The 20,545-nt window shown below is 33.4% G+C and carries 11 protein-coding genes and 1 riboswitch; of the genes, 2 read left to right on the forward strand and 9 right to left on the reverse strand.

Going from position 1 to position 20,545, the window contains the following annotated elements; translation table 11 throughout:
* The 8 genes from C661_RS0100005 to C661_RS0100045 all read right to left on the reverse strand — a co-directional run.
* On the reverse strand, window positions 1-842 hold an 842-nt coding region (locus tag C661_RS0100005; protein WP_017413235.1), incomplete at its 3' end, for a polymorphic toxin-type HINT domain-containing protein.
* Entirely contained in the window at window positions 817-1,095 is a 279-nt protein-coding gene (locus tag C661_RS0100010; RefSeq protein ID WP_017413236.1) for a phage integrase N-terminal SAM-like domain-containing protein, read from the reverse strand. The genes C661_RS0100005 and C661_RS0100010, both read right to left, overlap by 26 nt.
* Window positions 1,096-1,508: 413 nt before the next feature.
* Window positions 1,509-1,892, reverse strand: a complete 384-nt coding sequence (locus C661_RS0100015; RefSeq protein ID WP_017413237.1) for a hypothetical protein — start codon at window positions 1,890-1,892, stop codon at window positions 1,509-1,511.
* Window positions 1,893-2,674: 782 nt separating this feature from the next.
* The gene (locus C661_RS20945) at window positions 2,675-3,199 is read right to left on the reverse strand and encodes a Cdi1I family immunity protein (RefSeq protein WP_017413240.1); all 525 of its coding nucleotides are present in this window, start codon (window positions 3,197-3,199) and stop codon (window positions 2,675-2,677) included.
* A gap of 14 nt (window positions 3,200-3,213) precedes the next feature.
* Window positions 3,214-4,803: an RHS repeat-associated core domain-containing protein gene (locus tag C661_RS23005; RefSeq protein ID WP_083861589.1), complete on the reverse strand. Its 1,590-nt coding sequence runs from the start codon at window positions 4,801-4,803 to the stop codon at window positions 3,214-3,216.
* Window positions 4,804-4,942: 139 nt separating this feature from the next.
* On the reverse strand, window positions 4,943-13,369 hold the full coding sequence (locus C661_RS0100035; protein WP_026050871.1) for a DNRLRE domain-containing protein: 8,427 nt from the start codon (window positions 13,367-13,369) through the stop codon (window positions 4,943-4,945).
* A 91-nt stretch (window positions 13,370-13,460) separates the two neighbouring features.
* Window positions 13,461-13,548, reverse strand: a riboswitch (cyclic di-GMP riboswitch).
* Window positions 13,549-13,939: 391 nt separating this feature from the next.
* Window positions 13,940-14,701, reverse strand: coding sequence for an ATP-binding protein (locus C661_RS0100040; RefSeq protein ID WP_017413241.1), 762 nt, complete (start codon window positions 14,699-14,701; stop codon window positions 13,940-13,942).
* 303 nt (window positions 14,702-15,004) lie between these two features.
* On the reverse strand, window positions 15,005-15,742 hold the full coding sequence (locus C661_RS0100045; protein ID WP_017413242.1) for an AIR synthase related protein: 738 nt from the start codon (window positions 15,740-15,742) through the stop codon (window positions 15,005-15,007).
* A 563-nt stretch (window positions 15,743-16,305) separates the two neighbouring features.
* On the opposite strand from C661_RS0100045, the gene C661_RS0100050 reads away from it, so the two are divergent.
* Both C661_RS0100050 and C661_RS0100055 read left to right on the forward strand, forming a co-directional pair.
* Window positions 16,306-16,911, forward strand: a complete 606-nt coding sequence (locus C661_RS0100050) for a flavin reductase family protein (RefSeq protein ID WP_026050872.1) — start codon at window positions 16,306-16,308, stop codon at window positions 16,909-16,911.
* Window positions 16,912-17,119: 208 nt separating this feature from the next.
* Window positions 17,120-19,024: an NAD(+) synthase gene (locus C661_RS0100055; protein WP_017413244.1), complete on the forward strand. Its 1,905-nt coding sequence runs from the start codon at window positions 17,120-17,122 to the stop codon at window positions 19,022-19,024.
* 132 nt (window positions 19,025-19,156) lie between these two features.
* On the opposite strand, the gene C661_RS0100060 is transcribed toward C661_RS0100055, so the two are convergent.
* Window positions 19,157-20,443, reverse strand: coding sequence for a helix-turn-helix domain-containing protein (locus C661_RS0100060; RefSeq protein ID WP_017413245.1), 1,287 nt, complete (start codon window positions 20,441-20,443; stop codon window positions 19,157-19,159).
* Between the last annotated feature and the right edge of the window lie 102 nt (window positions 20,444-20,545).

Here is a 20,545-nt window from a genome sequence, read left to right on the forward strand (position 1 = left end):
TTAGGATCCGCCGTACACTTATTATGAACAAGTACTCCAATCTCTGATACAAAATAGGTGTGCCAATCTTCTACTTCAAAGTTATATACTTTTACTGGTTTATCTAATTTTTCAATAGTTACACTTTCTACTCTTGCTTTTTTACCTGTTTCTAATGTAACCTTGTCTCCTACCTTTAGTTCACCAGCTCCTACCCAACCTTTTCCTTCTACCCAAAATGGATGTGTTTCAGTTGCGTCTATTTTAATTCCGTCCACTTCCAAGTGTACCAAAGTACTTGTTTCTTTTACAAATACATTCTTTACTTCTTTGTATTCTTTTTCACCAGTATCTACATTTTGGGAATATACCTTATCACCTACTTTGATATTTTCTATAGGTTTATCTCCCAATTCTGTTACTATGGCCGTTCCTGCTACAAAGCATACTCCACCTTCTAAAAGTGCTTCAGCTTCATCCGCCCAATTGGTTAACTCATCAGCATTCTTCCCAAATGCCTTAGTCATATCTAATGCCTTTTCTCCATCTTTAAACGCATCAAAGGCTTTGCCTGCTGCCTTTGTGACATCAATTGCTTTTTCACCTTTTCTTGCTACTTTTGCTGTTGTTAAGGCACCACCAGCAAGTGGTATCATAGCTCCAAAACTTAAAGCTGCATCTGCTACATTTCCTCTTGCTAAGGATATTACACCATTAACTCCATCTAGAACATCTCCTATGCCTGGTACAATCCCTGCTATATCTAGGACGAATTGTACGCCGTCTAATATCTGTTCTTTATACTTATAAGCTTGGCTTTCTACATACTGAGCTCCTTCACAGCCCTTCTTTATAGTATCCATTGCTAGTCTTACAGAATGATTGGATACTATTTACTTTCTTATTAATGGTTGATAGTTTGTACTGATTCTCAATGAGGTGATTCCTGTAGCTGGTAATGTAGAATCTTTTCATTTCTCCATTGAAATCTACTCCTTTACTCTCAAGAAATACTACAAAGGCAGAAGTATCTCCAACATAGCTTTCTACTGTCTTCATGCTCTTTCCATCTTCCTCTAAGTGCATTTTGAAATTCTGTACCAATTCATTTTTCATGATTCTTTACCCCTTTCAATATTTTTGGACGTAGAAAAAGGACTAACACAGGAATTTTATTTCCCATGTTAGCCCTTCACGTTTTCTTTTCACTGCATTATTACAATTCTGTGGCAAGTTTTCTGTCTACTGTTTGCTCCTAAAGCCAGTTGATAGAACACAGTTTGCTTGTATATCTCAATCTACAGCTATTCTGCAGCCAGTTTTATCAGTGTTTTGCAGTGAATTTCTTCTTTTAGTTCCTTATATCTATAATCGTCTAAACGTCGTGCGTAGCACTTATTCAATTATTGCCCGATTTATGTCTACTCATTACAAGACGGGAAAAGTTCACATCAGCCGAAACTATATGACCTTTTCTTTACATTGTAAATTGCTATATTGGTGCAGGAACTGAGGAGTTCATCTTTTTATTAATATTTAATTTCACATAAAATCATTTCTCTAATAGACAATTCAATATATGTGTCTATAGAAAATGGATTTCCTTCTGTTGCAAATGCTATTAGAATATCATCAAATTGAACAAATGCACAACCATCATCTTCAATTGATTCAAGTTTCCCTACAATCTGTAAATTACTTTCTTTAGTTAACAACTTGCAACTATTGGTATCAGCTAAAGTGATTTCTTCTCCCCAAGTTAGAACTTGTGGAATTTCAATCTCAACAAAATACTCATTATTAATTACAGGGACTTCTCCTCTCCATTTCCCTTTGCCTATTCCATATTGTGTTAAAAAGGTAACACAATACGTAGTCTCTTCTTTATAAACGTCTTTTACTATAATTCTCATTAATATTCAACCTTTCATTTTAATATATTACTCAGTAGTTATGGTCTCAAACCTTGACTATAATTTGTTACTGTAAACGTATCTGTAATAGGGTCATATGTCCATGTCTCTTCATGGTAATGTGGTCTTGTTGTATTAAAACTAGGCATCTCATGCGTTTCAGTAAATCGAATGCTTTTGGTTTGGTCAGCTGAAAAAATTCTATCAGCATCAGGTTGACCCGTCCGTGGATTAATATTCGTTTGATTCTCTCCTAAATAATCATCCCACCGTTGAGTGGCATCTTTAAACTTCATTTTATCTGGAGATTTTATTTCTTTGGTACTAATGACTTTTGAGTTTACACTTGGAGTATTAACCTTTAATTCAGCATTACCCGCCCCCTTGGGGCTGAAACAACAATTTCAAAAGTTAATGGTAGCAACAGCTTTTAACTATTACTACCATTTTAACATTAATCTAAATCTTATTCAGCTACTCACTACATAATCATTATTATGAAGTCAGATTTAAGTATGTTTGAATGCAACAAAATGTATTATTGCAATGGTTCTATATCACCATATTTTCTGCTACTAATTATATAGACAGTTTAGATAGTATATTGTAGCGAGTTTTGTACTTACTTTTCAATAACTACACACTCCCTATGCCATTCGCTTATTTTCTTAATTACAAATTTTTTTGGTTATTTTCTATAATAATGCTGGTTTAATACATAAAAAAAGCACCAACCATGTAGGCTATTAAACTACATAGTTGGTGCAGCAAATCAAATATTTCTATTTAATAAATACTTGATTAATTAGTCTGGGAAGCAAACCATTAAACTTATTTTTTACTTGTAACCCATCTTTATTAATCAATAATAATAACATATCATCATCACTGGCTGGTTCATAACCAATCCTTATTTCTTCAATTTCATATTTATTGAGAATTTCAACTAGAGTAACAACGATTTTTGTAATTTTATGCTTAAGTTCATCTTCACTGGAGGTAATAAAATCTTCTTCTTCAAAGTTTATTACAATGTCTCCTAGTTTATCATCAAAAGACATTATAATCATTACATTTTTTATTTTGTCTCCTACAAAGACTTCTTTAGCAAAAATATTTCCTGTTTTAGGAGTCGAGAAATATTCTCTCAGGCTCGAAACATCTGTTAATTCCATCTCCTTTTTTTCTATTTCATTATAGAAATGAGAAGAATTTACTTTATTATGCATCAATTCTAACTCTTTATAAATAATTAAATCTATATAATCTCTTTTTATATTAGAGATTATTATTTCAATGTTTTCCAACCTTATACCTCCCCTTATCTTACTTGATCAATGAATCCTTTAAAAGTTCCATCCATATTCAAACGAACACCTCTTCCATCTGGAAGCATTTTCTCCAAAAATTGTACACCTTTATCCGTAGTGAATACCTTAAACTCTCCAGACCCATTTAAAATATCATTTAAGTGATTTAATGCTGTCTCATTTATTTGTTCTGACCCACCTTTAACTTTTCCCCAAATATCTGGATTACGTCCTGCATGTTTCTGTAATGCATGACCCAACACTGTTTCTCCACCTTTTTTTGCTTGCGTGGCTGAATCTATGACTTTATTTACATCAATAGGGTTACCCGCCACCTTTGTAACAGGTTTTAATCCTGCATCCTTTGGATTCTTAATCTGAATTTTAGGGTTACCCTCCACCTCAGTATTATTAGTGGTATTTTGTGGTAAAGGCTTGCTGGTTTGTGATATAGGGGCTAAATAATTCGCTCCAATAGAAGCTCCGCCAGTTACCATTGTGAACATTAAATCATAGTCTTCATTGCTTATTCCTACGTTGCTTGCTAGCTCTCTTGTCGGATTCACCCCAAATAGTCCACCGGATATTTCTGATGCGCCCATTGCCGTTGCTGTAGTTCCAAGAGCTGCAGTACCTATTGCAACTATTCCCATTTCTAAGGCTCCGGCTGCTAATGCTGGAAGTATAACCGGTGCTGCTATAGTTATAGCTGCTACTCCTGCTACAACTGCTACAACTCCTGTTGCTACTTTTATTATATTATCACTATATTTATAGACTTGGCTTGCTACATATTGAGCTCCTTCACAGCCCTTCTTTATAGTATCCATTGCTAGTCTTACAACTTCATTGGGGTGACTTATGGTTGAAATTACTGGTTTTGCTAATTGTACCATCTTATTTGCTGTGTTTTTTATATTTTCTTTTGCTGATGAAATCTTTTGCTCTGCCTTTGTGACATAAGAATCCACTGTTTTCTTTGTTGAGTTATACCAGCTTTTAACATTGTCTGCTACATAGTTATAGGCTTGTTTAGCACGGTCCCAAACATTAGATGCAACATCTCCCACATAAGATACTACGTTTGATACAGTATCCATTGCCTTACTTGCAAAATTCTTTACAGATGATGCCGCCTTATCAAGCCATCCTGGCCAATGTCCACTTGGATCTGTATACATCATAGGATTATTTAATGCATAAGCATACCTGTTTAAGGTTAATGGCTGCATTACATCTCCTAGATAACTATCTCTTGTTAAGAATCTTCCACTCTCTGGTTCATAGTATCTTGCTCTTAGGTATTCTAAACCACTAAGCCTATTATAATCTTCTCCATTATATCCGTAGAAGTTTTCATAATGGGTTCCATTACTTCCCCAGAACCCTCCGTGCTTCACTTCTCCATATGGGTCGTATCTGTATTTATCTCTTACTTGTCCTAAAGAATTAGTTGTATTAGCTACACTACCGCGTCCATCGTACAAGTAGAATAATGGATCAGTCTTAGCATCACTATTTGGCGATAGTTTATCTACTGATATTCTATCTAGACCATAAGTATAGGCATTAGTATAGTTTCCATTTGCATCTGATGTCATCAGTACTTCTGGATTTTCTAGTGATACATCATTGATATAATTTATTATCTCATAATTTTCTGGAGTGCCTATAGGGTCTTGGTTTCCTGGATTCTTTGGATGCTCTGCTCTCTTATACCATCCTAAATGCTTTCCGTTATTACCCTTGCCCCCTTGTTAAGAATCTTCCACTCTCTGGTTCATAGTATCTTGCTCTTAGGTATTCTAAACCACTAAGCCTATTATAATCTTCTCCATTATATCCGTAGAAGTTTTCATAATGGGTTCCATTACTTCCCCAGAACCCTCCGTGCTTCACTTCTCCATATGGGTCGTATCTGTATTTATCTCTTACTTGTCCTAAAGAATTAGTTGTATTAGCTACACTACCGCGTCCATCGTACAAGTAGAATAATGGATCAGTCTTAGCATCACTATTTGGCGATAGTTTATCTACTGATATTCTATCTAGACCATAAGTATAGGCATTAGTATAGTTTCCATTTGCATCTGATGTCATCAGTACTTCTGGATTTTCTAGTGATACATCATTGATATAATTTATTATCTCATAATTTTCTGGAGTGCCTATAGGGTCTTGGTTTCCTGGATTCTTTGGATGCTCTGCTCTCTTATACCATCCTAAATGCTTTCCGTTATTACCCTTGCCCTTTCCTTTTCCATTATTGTCTTTATCTTTATCTTTATCTTTATCCTTGTCTTTTCCGTTATCCTTACCATTTCCCTTGCCATTATTTTTACCGTTTCCGTTGTCCTCATTACTTCCATTTTCTTTATCGCCCTTTGCTCCGAAGAAGGTTCCACTTGATGCTTGTTCTTCACTAGAGCCTCCAAATAACCACTTAAAGAAGTCTACTATGCTGTCCACTGCTTTCTTAACTAAATTTACTATATAGTCAACTGCAACCTTTATATTTTCTCCAAGGTTTGAGAAGAAGGATTTATCAGTTTTAGCTTCTTCTTTTACGTCTCCTTTAGACTCTTCTTTAGCTTCTGGGGCTTTGATATCTTCCTTAGAACTATCAGCCGTTGCTTCTTTACTAACTTCTCCATTAGTGTCAGAGGCGGTTTCTATTTTTTCTTCAGGGCTGATAGTACTTCTGTTAGTTGCCCTAGCTATTGCTAAGTCTTGATGAGGATTTATTCCCTTCTCATGGCCATAGTGATTTCCGTTATCAGGGTTTTGTGGTATTTCTACCTTTGAATTGTTATCCTTTGGTGGGTTACCACCAGAGTTTGAACCATTATTAGAAGTATTATCTTCTGAAGTTGATCCATCCTCGGAGGAATCATCACTTCCACTATCTTCATCCTTATCTGGTTGAGGTTTGAAATATTCACCATAAGTTGAGAACAATCTATTGCCGTCACTATCATATCCAAAAGTAAGTACTTCTCCCTTTGGATTAGTAAGCTGAACTAGTCTATCTTCTAAATCATACTCATAGTACTCTACTTTATGACCAGGACGAATCTTTTTAAGTCTGTTTCCATTCTTATCATACTCATATTTTATGTTAGTGTCTTCAGTTTTTTCACTAACCAGCTCATCACCAGCATTGTAGCTATAGGTAGTGATTTCAGCCTCTTCATCCTCATCTTTTACCTGTACTGCTATACGGTTACCTGCTTTATCATAGCTATAATCATATTTCTTAGTTTCAACTTTTCCATCCTCTTCATGACTTTCCTCAGTAAAGGAGGTTATTTCATTTGATCCATCATAGCTATAAGTTCTTACATAGCTTTCATCTCCATTTACAGCCTTTTCCTTTATGATGTTTCCAGTGTTATCATACTCATATTCAAAGCTGGATATGAGAACTCCATCCTTACTGATGTTTTCAAGCTTAATGATTCTATCTGCTCCATCATAAGTGTAAATTACTTTAGTACCATTTGGAAGTAAGGCTTCCTTTCTTCTTCCTGCACTATCATAAGTATAATAGGTTTTCTCACCATTCCAGTTTTCTGTATAAGTCAATCTATCTAGAGCATCATAGTTGTATTTTACATAATTTCCATCTGGATAGATTACCTTAGACTTTCTTCCAAGGCTGTCAAACTTATAGGCTACTTCTTCACCTAAAGAGAAGCTAACTAAAGTAAGTCTTCCCATCTTGTCATAGCTATAGTCCGTTTCACCTTCTGCACCTATCATCTTAGTACGGTTTCCGCTTATGTCATACTCAAAGCTTACATCTTGGTCTTTTATCTTATCGCCTTCTGAATCCTTATATTCCTTTGAAACTAACCTGTTAAGCTTGTCATAATCGTAGTTTGTTTTTGTTCCATCAGGTTTTATATGGCTTGATAAGGTTCCTACTGGATTGTAAGTAAAGCTTTCTTTTTCTCCAAGTGGATTAGTTACAGAAGTAAGTCTTCCTAATTTATCATGGCTATATTTTGTCTCATTTCCATTACCATTTATCATAGAAATAAGGTTACTTGATTTATCATAGCCATATTTAGTTTCACTGCCTCTTGGATCTGTTACCTTTGCTAATCTATTTAATTCATCGTAAGAGTAAGAAGTTTTATTGCTATTTCCATCAGTTACTGAAGCTAGATTTTGATTCTTATCATAATCATACTTAGTAATTCCTCCTACTGGATTTACTACTTGTGAAATTAAGTTAAGAGCATTATATTTATAACCTGTTTTGCTTCCAATAGCATTAGTAACGGACTCTATTAAGTTATTTTTATTATAAGTATAGTTTGTAGTTTCTCCTAAAGGATTTGTTTCACTCTCAAGATTATTTGCAGCATCATAAGTATATTTATAAGCTCTATCTCCTGGCTGAGTTACCTTAGTTACGTTTCCTAAGGAATCATATTCAATTTTTGTAATATTTCCTTCTGGATCTGTAGCCTTATTAACTCTATCTAAGGCATCATATTCATAAAATCTCATATTCCCATTAGGCTCTTTAAGAGAATTCATATTTCCTGCAGCATTATATCCATAAGAGGTTACATTTCCTACAGTATTCTTTTCTGTTAGTAGTCTGTGCATCTTATCGTAAGTATAAGTTGTAGTGTTACCTTCTGAATCTGACTGCTTTGTTAAATTGCCTAATCCATCATAACCAAAGCTCTTTGAATATCCTTCAGCATCGGTTATGGAGGTTATTCTTTGAACCTGGTCATAAGAATAACTGTAGGTTTCTCCCATAGGGTTAATTTGAGTAATAAGTCTATCATTTAAGTCGTACTGGAACTCTGTTATTCCTCCTAAAGGATCTATCTTCTTTGTTTGTATGCCATGCTTATTGTACTCATAGCTTGTCTTATTTCCTTTAGCATCAATTTCCCCAATCATATTGTTAAGGCTATCGTATTGGTACTTAGTATCAAAACCTAGAGCATCTACCTTCATTTCTAATCTATTTAAGGCATCATACTTATACTGAGTCACATTGTTCATAGGGTCTTGAACCTTTATCAAACTGCCTCTAGCATCATAGGTTAAGTTTGTCGTATTGCCTTTTTCATCAGCAAAGCTGATAAGCCTGTTTAAAGCATCATATTCATACTTTTTAGCTCCGCCCTTTGCATCAGTTGCCTGAGTTAAGTTTTGGTTCTTATCGTATGCATATGAAGTTGAATGGTTTAAAGGATTAATTGCTTTAATAAGATTTCCAATAGCATCATATTCATATTGGTACTTCTTATTTTCAGGTTCTACTTTTTCTGTTATTCTGTTTAACCCATCGTAAGTTATTGTAGTAATCTTGCCTTCTGGGTCTTTAATCTTAACAGTCCTATCTCTCTTGTCATATTCATAAGTAGTTATATTTCCATCCGTGCCAGTCTTGGATATTATATTTCCCGCTAAATCATAGCTGTACTTTATAGTTCTTCCTATTACATCCTTCTGCTCTATAAGTCTTCCCTTGTTATCATATACATTGGTAAGTTTATTTCCTGCAGTATCCTCTTGGCTTATTAGTCTATTCATGGTGTCATAGCTATAACTCTTCTTAACTCCTGCAGCATCAGTTTCAGAAACTAATCTATTGCTTTCATCATATGACATAGCTGCATTGTCACCATTTGGATATACTAAACTGGTTAAGTTGCCATTTTTATCGTACTTCATCTGAACAACTTCACCTAAAGCATCAGTTATCTTGGTTTGAAGTCTATTACCATTGTACTCATATACAGTTTCCTTACCTAGTGGGTCTATCATCTTAGCAACATTGCCTGCCTTATCATAAACATACTGGGTAATATTTTTTAGAGGATCTTCAACAAAGGTTAACCTGTTCAATCCATCGTAATTATATATATGTTTACCGCCATTTGGTGAAATCTCTGCTTTCAAATTACCATTTGAATCATACTCATAAGATTTTATGCTTCCCAGTGGATCTGTCACAGCCTTTAGATTACCTGTATCAGTGTAGCTGTACTTTGTAGTTTTTCCTTCTTCATCCGTTAAGGAAGTTAATTGGTTTCTTCCATCATAGGTGTAGCTTACTATATAGCCTAGAGGATCCTTTGTGCTCACTAGATTTCCATTATCGTCATAGTTATAGTAGTACTCTCTATTTAAGCTATCCTTCATGTAAGAAATTCTACCTAAATTATCATAAGTAGTATCAGTTACTATTCCATTTGTATCTGTAAACTGTACCAATCTATATAAATTATCATACTTATACTTCTTAGCATTACCATCAGGCAGTGTCAATTCTAAAAGGTTACCCTCATCATCGTACTTATTAACTAAGGTCTGCCCTTTTGGTCCTTCAGTTTTTTCTACCTTATTTACAGCATAATTATAAACATAGGTAGATTGGTTCCCATTAGGATCTGTTACAGAGAGAATATTTCCTAGAGCATCTCTTTGGTAGGTTGTCTCTCCACTTCCACCATCTATTACTTTAATCAATCTGTTTAACTTATCATATTCATAGCTTTTCGTATATCCTGATGGATTTTTTTCTTCTATATTATTGCCATTGGCATCATAAGCATAGGTAGTTATGTTACCAAAAGGATCTATAGATTTAATTATTCTGTTTAGGCTATCATATTCAAACTTTGATACATTTTTGTTACCGTCAGTTACGGAATCTTTATTATCGTTAGCATCATAGGTATAAGATATGATTCCTCCATCTGGCAAAGTGGTGCTTAATTCGTTGCCTTTAGCATCATAAGCTATTCTTGTTATCTTACCTAGGGGATCTTCTACAGATATAATCTTCCCCATAGTATTATAGTGATACTTATATACATTTCCCTTTGCATCAGTGGCTTTTGATACATTAGCTCCATCATATTCGTATTTATAAGTCTTTCCTGTTGGGTCCTTTACTGTATCAACTTGGTTCTTGCTATTATAGGTATATTCATAAGTAGACTTATTAGCTTGTGTAGCCTTTATAAGATTTCCATTGCTATCATAAGTCATTGAGGTAGTGTTTCCTTTGAAGTCAGTAATTGCTATAGGATTGTCCTTACTATCATACTCAAAGGTCTTAACCTTTCCATCAAACCTATGTTCCTTAAGTTTATTTCCTCTGCTGTCATACTCATAAGTAGTAGTATGTCCTAAAGCATCTGTAGAGGATTTTACATTGTTATTGTTATCATAGCTTAAGGTTTCTACAGTTCCATCTGGTTTTACAGTTTTAGTTATTCTGTACTGTTCATCATAGTAGTATTGAGTTTTGTTACCATTTGCATCTGTTGTTTCATTGTATCCCTCATGATAACTTATATATATTTTCTTACCCTCAGCATCTTCTTGAACAGTAATACGATTTTGGTCATCGTAAGTGTTAATGATAGGTTTGTTTCCCTTAGCATCATTGAAGGATACCATTCTACCCTTTTCATCATACTGGTACTTAGTTTCATGGTTGTTGGCATCTATATAAGAAACTAAATTTCCATTTTCATCATAGCTATACTTTAAAACACTTTGATTTGGCAGTGTTATTGTACTTATTCTACCTTCCTCATTTAGAGCTATTCCAAAAACTTTTCCTGAAGGAGAAGTTATACTAGTAAGCTTATAATCTTCATTGTAGGCTAACTTTGTAATATTGCCCTTTTCATCAATTTGAGAATCTAAAAGGCCCATTTTGTTAAATATGTATGTGTTTATACCATCAGTTATTTGATAGCCTATATTTTCTCTGTTTTTATCATTTACTAAAGAAAGCTTTAGATTTTGTCCTACAGGTCCACTATAGCTTCCATCACTGCCTTTTCTATAGTAAATAGTGCTTCCGTCACCTTGATTGAATATTATGGTTCCATCTGCCAGTGCTGATAGAGATTTATTAAAGTTAAAGTCCCACTTTACTCCAAAATATCCATCATGGGTTTCTTGCATTGCGTTATAGGTTCTTCTTATTAAAAAATTTCCATTATAATCAGTTGTGCTAGCATCATCAGCTTCATATAGGAAGTTACCCGTAAGTAGATTTATTGGCTCGAAGCCGTAAATACAATGCTTCTTTCTTCCCATAAGTGCACTATCTATTTCTTTCTTTCTAGCATCTGTTAGAGATGGAGGTGTATATGGCTTACCTGCATTTTTCTTAGGGTTTCTTATAAAAAGAGTATTCCCTTCTACAAGTAGAGTATCTCCAACTCTGTTATCACTCATTATTACAGAATTAGGAACTCCATAAAAGCTTGCTATATACGGTATAGTGTCCTTCATTTGAACTTGATAAATCTGAAAATAATCACTATAACCTGTCTCACTAGTTTGTCCATCTAAGGTGGCCGTAGCCTTAATTCTATAAAGCTGATTTAGCTTAGGTGTCAATATCTTGTCTGCTTGCCAGTTACTGTCCTTTCCCTTATGCACATAAGCCTTAGGGAAGAGGCTTGAATACATAGCACCATCAGGATATTTGTAGATATAGCCCGCCTCAGCACTTCCTTTAAAATCTGGATTTTCAACGTCTAACTCGTAGTTTATTGTAGAACTTGGCTTTACTAATCCATCTATAGAGATTCCATCAACTTTAAGACTTCCTTCACTATCGTGCTCAGTAATTGGTCTTAAATTTATATTTGGAGCTCCAAAAGGCATGTTAGTATCTACACCATCTACCAGTTCATATACGATTTGAATCTTTGGTCTTCTTTCTTCAAATGGATTATTTTGTGTTGCAAAAGCTTCACATTGTTGAGTTTCGTTTAAATACTGTAAAAGAAACCCGTTATTTGTCTTTCCATTTATCCAATCATTAACTAAAGTCTTTATATCCCAGCTTATATAGTCTTTAGTACCATTTATTATTGCTGAAGAATAAAAAGTTCTATTCTTTGGTTGGTTATTCCAAGTTAATCTGCTTATATCAAAACTTTCGTCTACACTATACAATCCAACTTCTCTTTCAGCCGTTGAAAAGGCAGTGTATTTAAATATTTGAAAGTTAGCTGACTTTATAGTTGCTTCTTTAGGAATTTCAGCACTCAGGTTTCTGTTAACCTTAACAAAGGTCCTAGTTTTCTGAAGTCCATTAATTTTATAATCATTATTTCCTGAAGCAACACCATCATCTAGCCCTGCATAGGTATACCCGTTGTTCAAAGTATTAGTATCTGGTGCATTTTCCTCAGCACAAGCTACATTAATATCTCCGCTAAAGATGCTAATTTCAGGGTCAATCTTTACAGGATATGCTCTCTGTGGCGACTTAAGCCAGTCTTCATCCACTGTTACAGTAATAATGTCCTTGCCAAAGGTCTTCTTGTCTAATTTTATGGTTAAATTACTATTGATTTTTCCAGAAGCATCAACCATTAGAGGAGCACTTATAATAAAGATAGGCTCTTTCTTTCCTGGTTCATATCCTCTTATTGAATTCAACTCTTCCTTAAGTGTGACTCCTTTTGCACTGATTTCATACTTAAATGTAGTCTTATCAACATAATAATTTAGTATAATATCCTCTTTGACACCATTTGATTTTGCAGTGTATTGATAATCTACGCCTTCAAATACATCGTTGTACAATATTGCATTTTCTGCAGCTGCACTCCTTGAAAAATCTCCCTCCATAGGGAAGAGAGTTACTGAAGTCTTTCCATTCTGTACTAATATCCCTTTATCCTTTGTAATTTCAGTAGGGAAATTAACCTTATAGTCATTTGCTTTATTCTCATAATACCCATCATTTTTTAGCTCTAGGGTATTATCAATCTCTTGATAATTTCCATTCTCATCTTTATAGTTTATTTTATCAAGATAAATGTCCTTTACTTCTGTTTTATTATCCAGCTTATAGGTCATACTATTAGCTGTTCTTTTGCTTACTACTTCCGTGTCCTTAGCATAGGTTTTTTCTTTCTTTGGTTTGCTTACGCTTGGTTTTCTAAGAGCCTTTGTAGATTTGTTACTATTCTGATTTGCAGAACTTACTTTTTCAGTTTCCTTGTTGATGTCCTTACCGTAGTATTCTCCCTTTTGCGGCTGGTTTGCTATATTTTCAGCAGCATAGGCAAGTGCATCACTTGAAGAAAAAAGTAAATTACAGAAGATCATAAAGATACATATGGCCCTTATTAGAACGTTTCTTTTCATTTCATCCCCCCTAATAAGTCCATAGATATGAGCATATTGAATTTTAGACATGTGAATAGATTTCATTAAGTATATAAATGAAATACACCACTTAGGTAACTCGGCTGCCCTAGTATTTACCATACCTTAGGCCCGTAGCTTTGCGTCTTTATCTTTCAATAAATTTGCCTTTATCTATGGTTTTTTGCATCGATGGATAACTTTATCATTGAATTTGTATTTTTAAGCCTCTGCTAAGAAACCAGCACAGTTTTAAAAATAGCTTTATGCCTAAAGTTGTCCATCTTTAATAAAAATACATCCACTTATGGATTAACGCCTTTAGTAATTGTAATATACTTCCCAGACAGTTACTAATATACATATAATCCATAATTTAATAATCGTAGTTTTTAGTAATTTATTTAGCATGTGAAAATAGATAACAAGTGAAAGATTAGCTTATTTAGAAATTTTTACTATCTTAAACATGATAATTTATCTCCTTCAATTCTTCACATAAAAAAAACAGGCTGATGTTTATTTCACATCAACCTGCTTTTATGTAGCTACATTATAATATATCAAACTTTACTCTATGATTTCACCATTAGTTCCTATGGTAACTTCTCTATAAGGAACTATGACTCCTGCTTGTAACATTGCAGTTTTAACTGCGCTTACAATTCCACCACAACACGGCACTTCCATTCTTGCCACTGTGATGCTTTTTATTTTATTATTCATAAGTATTTCAGCTATTTTTTGTCTGTAGTAATCATTATCATCAAGCTTTGGACATCCAATTACAGTGATATGATTTTTAATAAAGTCCCTATGGAAATTTGCGTAGGCATAAGCTGTACAATCTGCAGCAATTAATAAATTAGCATTATTAAAATATTGTGCATTTGGATGTACAAGTCTTAACTGTACTGGCCATTGCATTAATTCAGAAGTAACCTCTTCCCCCTTAGCTGCTTTAGGCTGAATTTGTGGAGTTAGGGTTATTTTCTTTTCTATGGTTTTAGCCATAGTTCCTGGACATCCACAAGGCATTGTTTTTTGAGTCTGTTGTGGCTCCTCTTCCTTTTCTTCTGCCTCCATAGCTTTTTTTGCCATAATTCTCATTTTTACTGCATCATCATCATAAGCTTCTGCTTCTCTCTCAATAATTTCAATTGCATCTGTTGGACAATTAGGAAGGCAATCTCCTAATCCATCACAATAAATATCGCTTATTAATACTGCTTTTCCATCAATTAACTCAATAGCGCCCTCATGACAAGCTGTTACACAAAGTCCACAACCATTACATTTATCTGCATTTATTTCAACAATTCTTCTTTTCATATATTTTTACCCCCAATTTAGTAAAATTAATAAACTAAAATCAAACTAACTAAGAAACTAATAAAGTTAAAACTTTTATTAAAACTTACTGAGCATAGCTAATATTACTCTTTATATCCTAATTATATATTTTTTCTTTTAAAGTGTCTGTAACCTATGTTACCCAGCAAACTTTCTTTATAACTTCTATCATATTAGGTTGGACTTTTATGGGGTGTAATACTTCTAATTCCCATAATTTTAGCTATTACATTCATTACTATCAACTTATAACCTGAAGTGAATTAGCTCACTTTTCAAGTTCTATTTTATTACTCCTATCTTATAGCTATTAGGAATCTGTTTTATTTCCTCCTCAATAGCTTCATCAGCACAAACAATTGCCACAGTGGCTGGCCCTGCTGACCTATGTACATCAACACTTGCATCACCTTCTAAGGTGAAGGCTTTATCATTATTTTTTGCCAGTTCTTGTGCTTCATATAAAATTCCTTTAGATCCAACAGGTACTATTTCATAAACTTCTTCTTTACCTAATAATTCTTTTAATGTATGGTACTGAAATATATCTTTATCCTCATTGTAATTTATCTCGCTACCTACCTTAGGAACTCCAATAGAGTAAACTACCCCTCCTGTTTTTATTTTGTTAACTTTAATATCCTTCTTATTTGCAATTCCAATGACAGTGACCCCAAGTCCTGTAGAAAAAGTAGGAAAGTTCTCCTCAGTGCTTCCCCCTAAGGCTATATTCTTTAACCCTGCATTGTGTAGCTCACTTTCTATTCCTCTTATTATTTCTCTTCCCGTTGGCTCCATCTCCGCACATACATTATCTATAACTGTAACTACTTGAGCATTTGCTGCCATAACTTCTAAAAGTCCAACTCTTACACCATACTTACCAGTAATAAAAGGTTCAACCTTTAAAGCATCATACTCCTTATTACCAATACTTCCAATACTATCACAAGCAATTACCATAGATTTTTCTTCATCTATAGAAATAATAATTAAATCTCTTACTTTTTTTATATCCATTATTAACACCTCAAACCATTGAAATACTCTTCTACTAATTATAAACCTTATCTCCCCTAATTCATAAGTTCTATTTTAAAAAATTTAAGTTTAAAACCTATTTCCAGTGTATTTTCTTCAAAGCTGAAGCTTTTGAATCAGGATTTTTATCCCCTATTTTCAGCCCTTTATTTTGCCCACATGGCTGAAACCCGCATAAACACTATATATTCTTATATTCTTACCTTCCTATATTTACATATTGTTTTATTGGTATCTTACTATATTTACTCACCTATTCCTATATAACCTTAAGTTTATCTTTATTTGTCCACTGGCTTATTAGATCCTTATTAAGTTTTTATATTGGCAAAGCCATGGATACTTTACTAAGTACTGCTCTATTCTGTACTCCTCCTATGTCTTTTCTAGTTAAAAGACTACGTAGAGCTTTAATACTTTTGTTAACATGGAAACTTCCTGCAATATAGGTTATAATACATAGATGAAATCATAATGGATAAACATAATTTTTATCTATTTTTAAATACCTTATCCTAATATTAGAAAGTGATGTGATGAAAATGGCTAAAGCCACCTTTAAGGGAAGTATAATGTTAAATCCTGTGCCTGCTGTACTTATTACTTCTAAAAATAAGGAAGGTAAGGATAACGTTTTTACTGTTGGCTGGATAGGAACTGCTTGTACAAAACCCCCTATGATAACTGTAGCCATAAGACCTGAAAGACTTTCCTATACTTATATAAAGGAAACAGAAAACTTTATTGTTAATTTACCTTCAAAGAATTTAGTTAAAGCTGTAGACTATTGTGGCGTACGTTCTGGAAAGCAAATAGATAAAATTAAAGAAATGGGCTTCACCTTAGAGCCAGGACAACAGGTTTCTTCTTCTATTATTAAGGAATGTCCAATTTCCTTTGAATGTAAAGTTAAATCAATAACTCCTCTTGGTAGCCATGATTTATTTTTAGCAGAAGTTCTTTGTTGTCACGTAGATGAAGAATTAATTGATGATAAGGGTAAAATACATTTTGAACAGGCAGATTTAATTTCTTATTCTCATGGCGAGTATTTCTCTTTAAATAATAAGCCTCTTGGGAAGTTTGGTTATTCTGTAATGAAAAAGAAAGCTTCTCCTAAAAAGAAGAATAAAAATACTAAAAAGTGATAAAACATTTATATATTTGTTTTAACTAAGTTTATACATTTATGATTAGGATTTTTCTTAGGCTATCCTATATGAAGATGAATAATCATTAATGGAACCTACATGATAAACTTATATTAGACATCTTGAAAAATAAATGAGCCAGTATGCTTGTTCTTTATTTTCAGATTCCTTAATGATTGAATTAATGTGAAAGGTGTGAAATAAAATGAACTTTGTTAAAGTTGCCTCTGCTTGCCCAGTAACAAAGGTGGCTGATGTGGATTTCAACTTAGAAAATATAAAAAAGTGTATTGATGACAGTTTAGCCAAGGAGTGTAAGGTTATTGTCTTTCCCGAACTTTCAATAACCTCTTATACTTGCAGTGACTTATTTCTTCAAAGAAGACTTTTAGATAAAAGTGAAAATGCTTTAGAAAATCTTTGTAGTTACTCGGAGCATAAAGATATTCTAATAGCAGTAGGTGCTCCTTTTGAGCATAATAACTTATTGTATAATGCAGCTTACATAATTTTCAAAGGTAAAATCCTTGGAATAGTGCCTAAAAGCTATCTTCCCAACTACTCTGAGTTTTATGAAAAACGTTGGTTTAGCAGTGGCTTACATGTGGATACAGATCTTATTGATTTATCCTTTCAAAAGGAAATCCCTTTTGGCACAAACTTAATCTTTACCTGTGGTGATATTAAAATAGCCTTTGAAATTTGTGAGGATCTTTGGGTAACCATTCCTCCAAGTAGTTATTTAAGTATTCTTGGAGCTAACATTATATGTAACCTTTCTGCTTCCAATGAATTAGTAAGTAAGAGTGATTATAGAAAACATCTTATTTCAAACCAAAGTGCTAGATGCATGAGTGCCTATGTATACTCTTCCGCTGGAGTCTTTGAATCCACCACAGATTTGCTATTCAGTGGCCACTTAATGATTTCTGAAAATGGTTCTACCCTTGTGGAAAATGAAAGATTCCAAAGAGAAAATGAAATTATCACTGGAATTATTGATATAAATAAACTTAAAGCTGAAAGACTTAAGAATGTAAGTTTTAGAGATAGTGTGGCTTTTTGTCCTTTTAAAGGAAAGTATATTAACTTTGCCTTTGATAATACGGAAATAAGCACCTTCGATAGATACATAGATAGACATCCTTTTGTTCCTAGCAATGAACATGAACGTGATGTGCGCTGTGAAGAAATCTTTAATATTCAAGCTTCTGCCCTTGCAAAGAGATTTTGCCATACAAACTTAAAGAAAGCAGTAATTGGTATCTCTGGTGGACTAGATTCTACACTGGCCTTATTAGTAGTTGTAAAAACCTTTGATATTCTTGGACTTCCAAGAAAGAATATCGTAACTATAACTATGCCTGGCTTTGGAACTACAGATAGAACTTACACCAATGCCTTAGATTTATGTAACCAATTAGGTACGGATTTAAGAGAAATTAATATTGTGGAAGCTTCACTTCAACACTTTAAAGATATTGGTCACAAAGCAGAAATTCATGATGTTACCTATGAAAATGTTCAAGCAAGAGAAAGGACTCAAATCCTTATGGATTTAGCTAACAAAGAAGGTGGACTTTTAATTGGTACAGGTGACTTATCTGAGCTTGCTTTAGGCTGGTGCACCTATAATGGAGACCACATGTCCATGTACTCTGTAAACTGCTCTATTCCTAAAACCCTTGTAAGATATTTAGTTAAATACGTAGCAGAAAAACAACTTTCAGGAAAGGTATCAGAAACTCTTCTTGACATTCTAGATACTCCTGTAAGTCCTGAGCTTCTTCCTAAGGATAAAAATGGAGAAATAACTCAAAAGACTGAAGATATAGTTGGTCCTTATGAACTTCATGATTTCTTCTTGTACTACTTTATAAAACAAGGGGCCACTCCTGAAAAAATATTATTCTTAGCTAAGGCTGCCTTTAGGGACTATTACTCTGAAGAAGAAATTTCTAAATGGCTAAATATGTTCTTAAGACGTTTCTTCACTCAACAATTTAAGCGTTCTTGCCTTCCTGATGGTCCAAAGGTTGGAACCATTAGCTTGTCTCCAAGAGGAGATTTAAGAATGCCTTCAGATGCCAGCTATAACGGCTGGATTTAAATAGTAACTTCTTAAATAGCTAATAAAAAAATAAAACCTTACTCTGGAATATAAGCATTTCGGAGTAAGGTTTTATTTTCTATTTAATTATCTTCATAGTAGTCCTTAAGGTATCCATGCAATAGATAATATTTAACAGCATTTGTTATTCTTTTTAGACTTTTGCAAATATTTAAGAGCTTCTTCCATATTGTTTTGTTTTATATAGTATTCAGTTAGGCTTAAGTAAACCTTCAGCTTTTCATAGAAGTTATTTCCCTTTTCAACAATATTAGCAATTTTACAGTAAACTTCTTCTATATCTTCGTTTTTGCCTAACTTTTCATAAATCTCTGTAAGCTGATAATACCCCTTTAGTAAGTAATTATTATCATTATACCTAGTAGCTAAGTCAATTCCTAATTTCGTTAGAATGATAGCTTCTGTGTATAACTCTTTTTTAATATAAACTCTAGACTTATCTATTATGGTATGTGATAAATTACACTCGTCATTTTCCATCCTTATAGTTTCAGACTTACTAAAAGCCTTAAGACTTTCATCAAGCTCATCCTTTTGTAAATAAAGCAATCCTATATTACTGTAAATAAAAGCCTCATCTTTTTTAATAATATCTTCAAAGTTTTCAACTAAAGTTTCTAATATGTCTATAGCTTCATCAATAAGACCTTTAAATTCAAAGCAATTAGATTTTAATATATTGGCTAAAACATATTTCTCATTATAATCTTCTCTTCCATTAATCATACTTAAATATGAATCAATATTTTTCATTGCTTCATCAAACATCTCTAACCTTTTATAAGATAAAGCCATATTAAATATAGAGTTCATCTCAACTTCACTATCCTTGCAAGCTGCTGCTGATTGTCGTGCTCTATTGTAATATAGCAGGGCTTCTTCATAGTCCAGTTCATTATATTTGCACATTCCTAATCTATTATTTACATAACATTGTAGAGATGCCTCATTTATTTCCTTACACACATCTGCTGATTCACTATAATTTATAAATGCTTCTCCAAATTTGAATTCTTTATATCTTATATCCCCTAAAGTTCTATATGCCTCTGCTTTAACTTTCTTTAAAGAGTAATTTTCTGAAATAAAAATAACTTCCTTAATTTCTTCTTCTGTAGGATTACTTTTTAATTTATCTTCGCAAAAGCTTCTAGCTTCATCTTCTTCTGACATAAGCAAGTAGTTTTCATCGATATTTAAGGCTATACCTATTTCCTCAGCCCTAGCTTTTAACTTTTCTGATATAAATTTAGCAGTTTTTTTATTTAATCTCCTTGTGCCTACCTCTATCATTCCAAAGTATCCTCTGGTCATGTTCTCATCTTGAAAATCATCTTGCTTCATTCTAAGTTGTTTTCTAATTTTTTTAATTCTTTTCCCTTGTGGTAAAAATTCCATTTAACTCATCCTTTATACTGTATTTTTTTTAACATAATCACTTTTACTAGTGAAATAACCCCTTTATTCTCTCTAACCCTTTACCACAGTTTCTTAATATTT

It is taken from the genome of Clostridium tunisiense TJ (genome assembly GCF_000300195.1).
Lineage (GTDB): Bacteria > Bacillota > Clostridia > Clostridiales > Clostridiaceae > Clostridium_J > Clostridium_J tunisiense.

Coding starts and splice junctions, on each gene's coding strand:
- C661_RS0100015 (WP_017413237.1), bottom strand. CDS start 1,892: ATGAGAATTATAGTAAAAGACGTTTATAAAGAAGAGACTACGTATTGT.
- C661_RS23005 (WP_083861589.1), bottom strand. CDS start 4,803: ATGACATCAGATGCAAATGGAAACTATACTAATGCCTATACTTATGGT.
- C661_RS0100050 (WP_026050872.1), top strand. CDS start 16,306: ATGGCTAAAGCCACCTTTAAGGGAAGTATAATGTTAAATCCTGTGCCT.
- C661_RS0100010 (WP_017413236.1), bottom strand. CDS start 1,095: ATGAAAAATGAATTGGTACAGAATTTCAAAATGCACTTAGAGGAAGAT.
- C661_RS0100035 (WP_026050871.1), bottom strand. CDS start 13,369: ATGAAAAGAAACGTTCTAATAAGGGCCATATGTATCTTTATGATCTTC.
- C661_RS0100060 (WP_017413245.1), bottom strand. CDS start 20,443: ATGGAATTTTTACCACAAGGGAAAAGAATTAAAAAAATTAGAAAACAA.
- C661_RS0100045 (WP_017413242.1), bottom strand. CDS start 15,742: ATGGATATAAAAAAAGTAAGAGATTTAATTATTATTTCTATAGATGAA.
- C661_RS0100040 (WP_017413241.1), bottom strand. CDS start 14,701: ATGAAAAGAAGAATTGTTGAAATAAATGCAGATAAATGTAATGGTTGT.
- C661_RS0100055 (WP_017413244.1), top strand. CDS start 17,120: ATGAACTTTGTTAAAGTTGCCTCTGCTTGCCCAGTAACAAAGGTGGCT.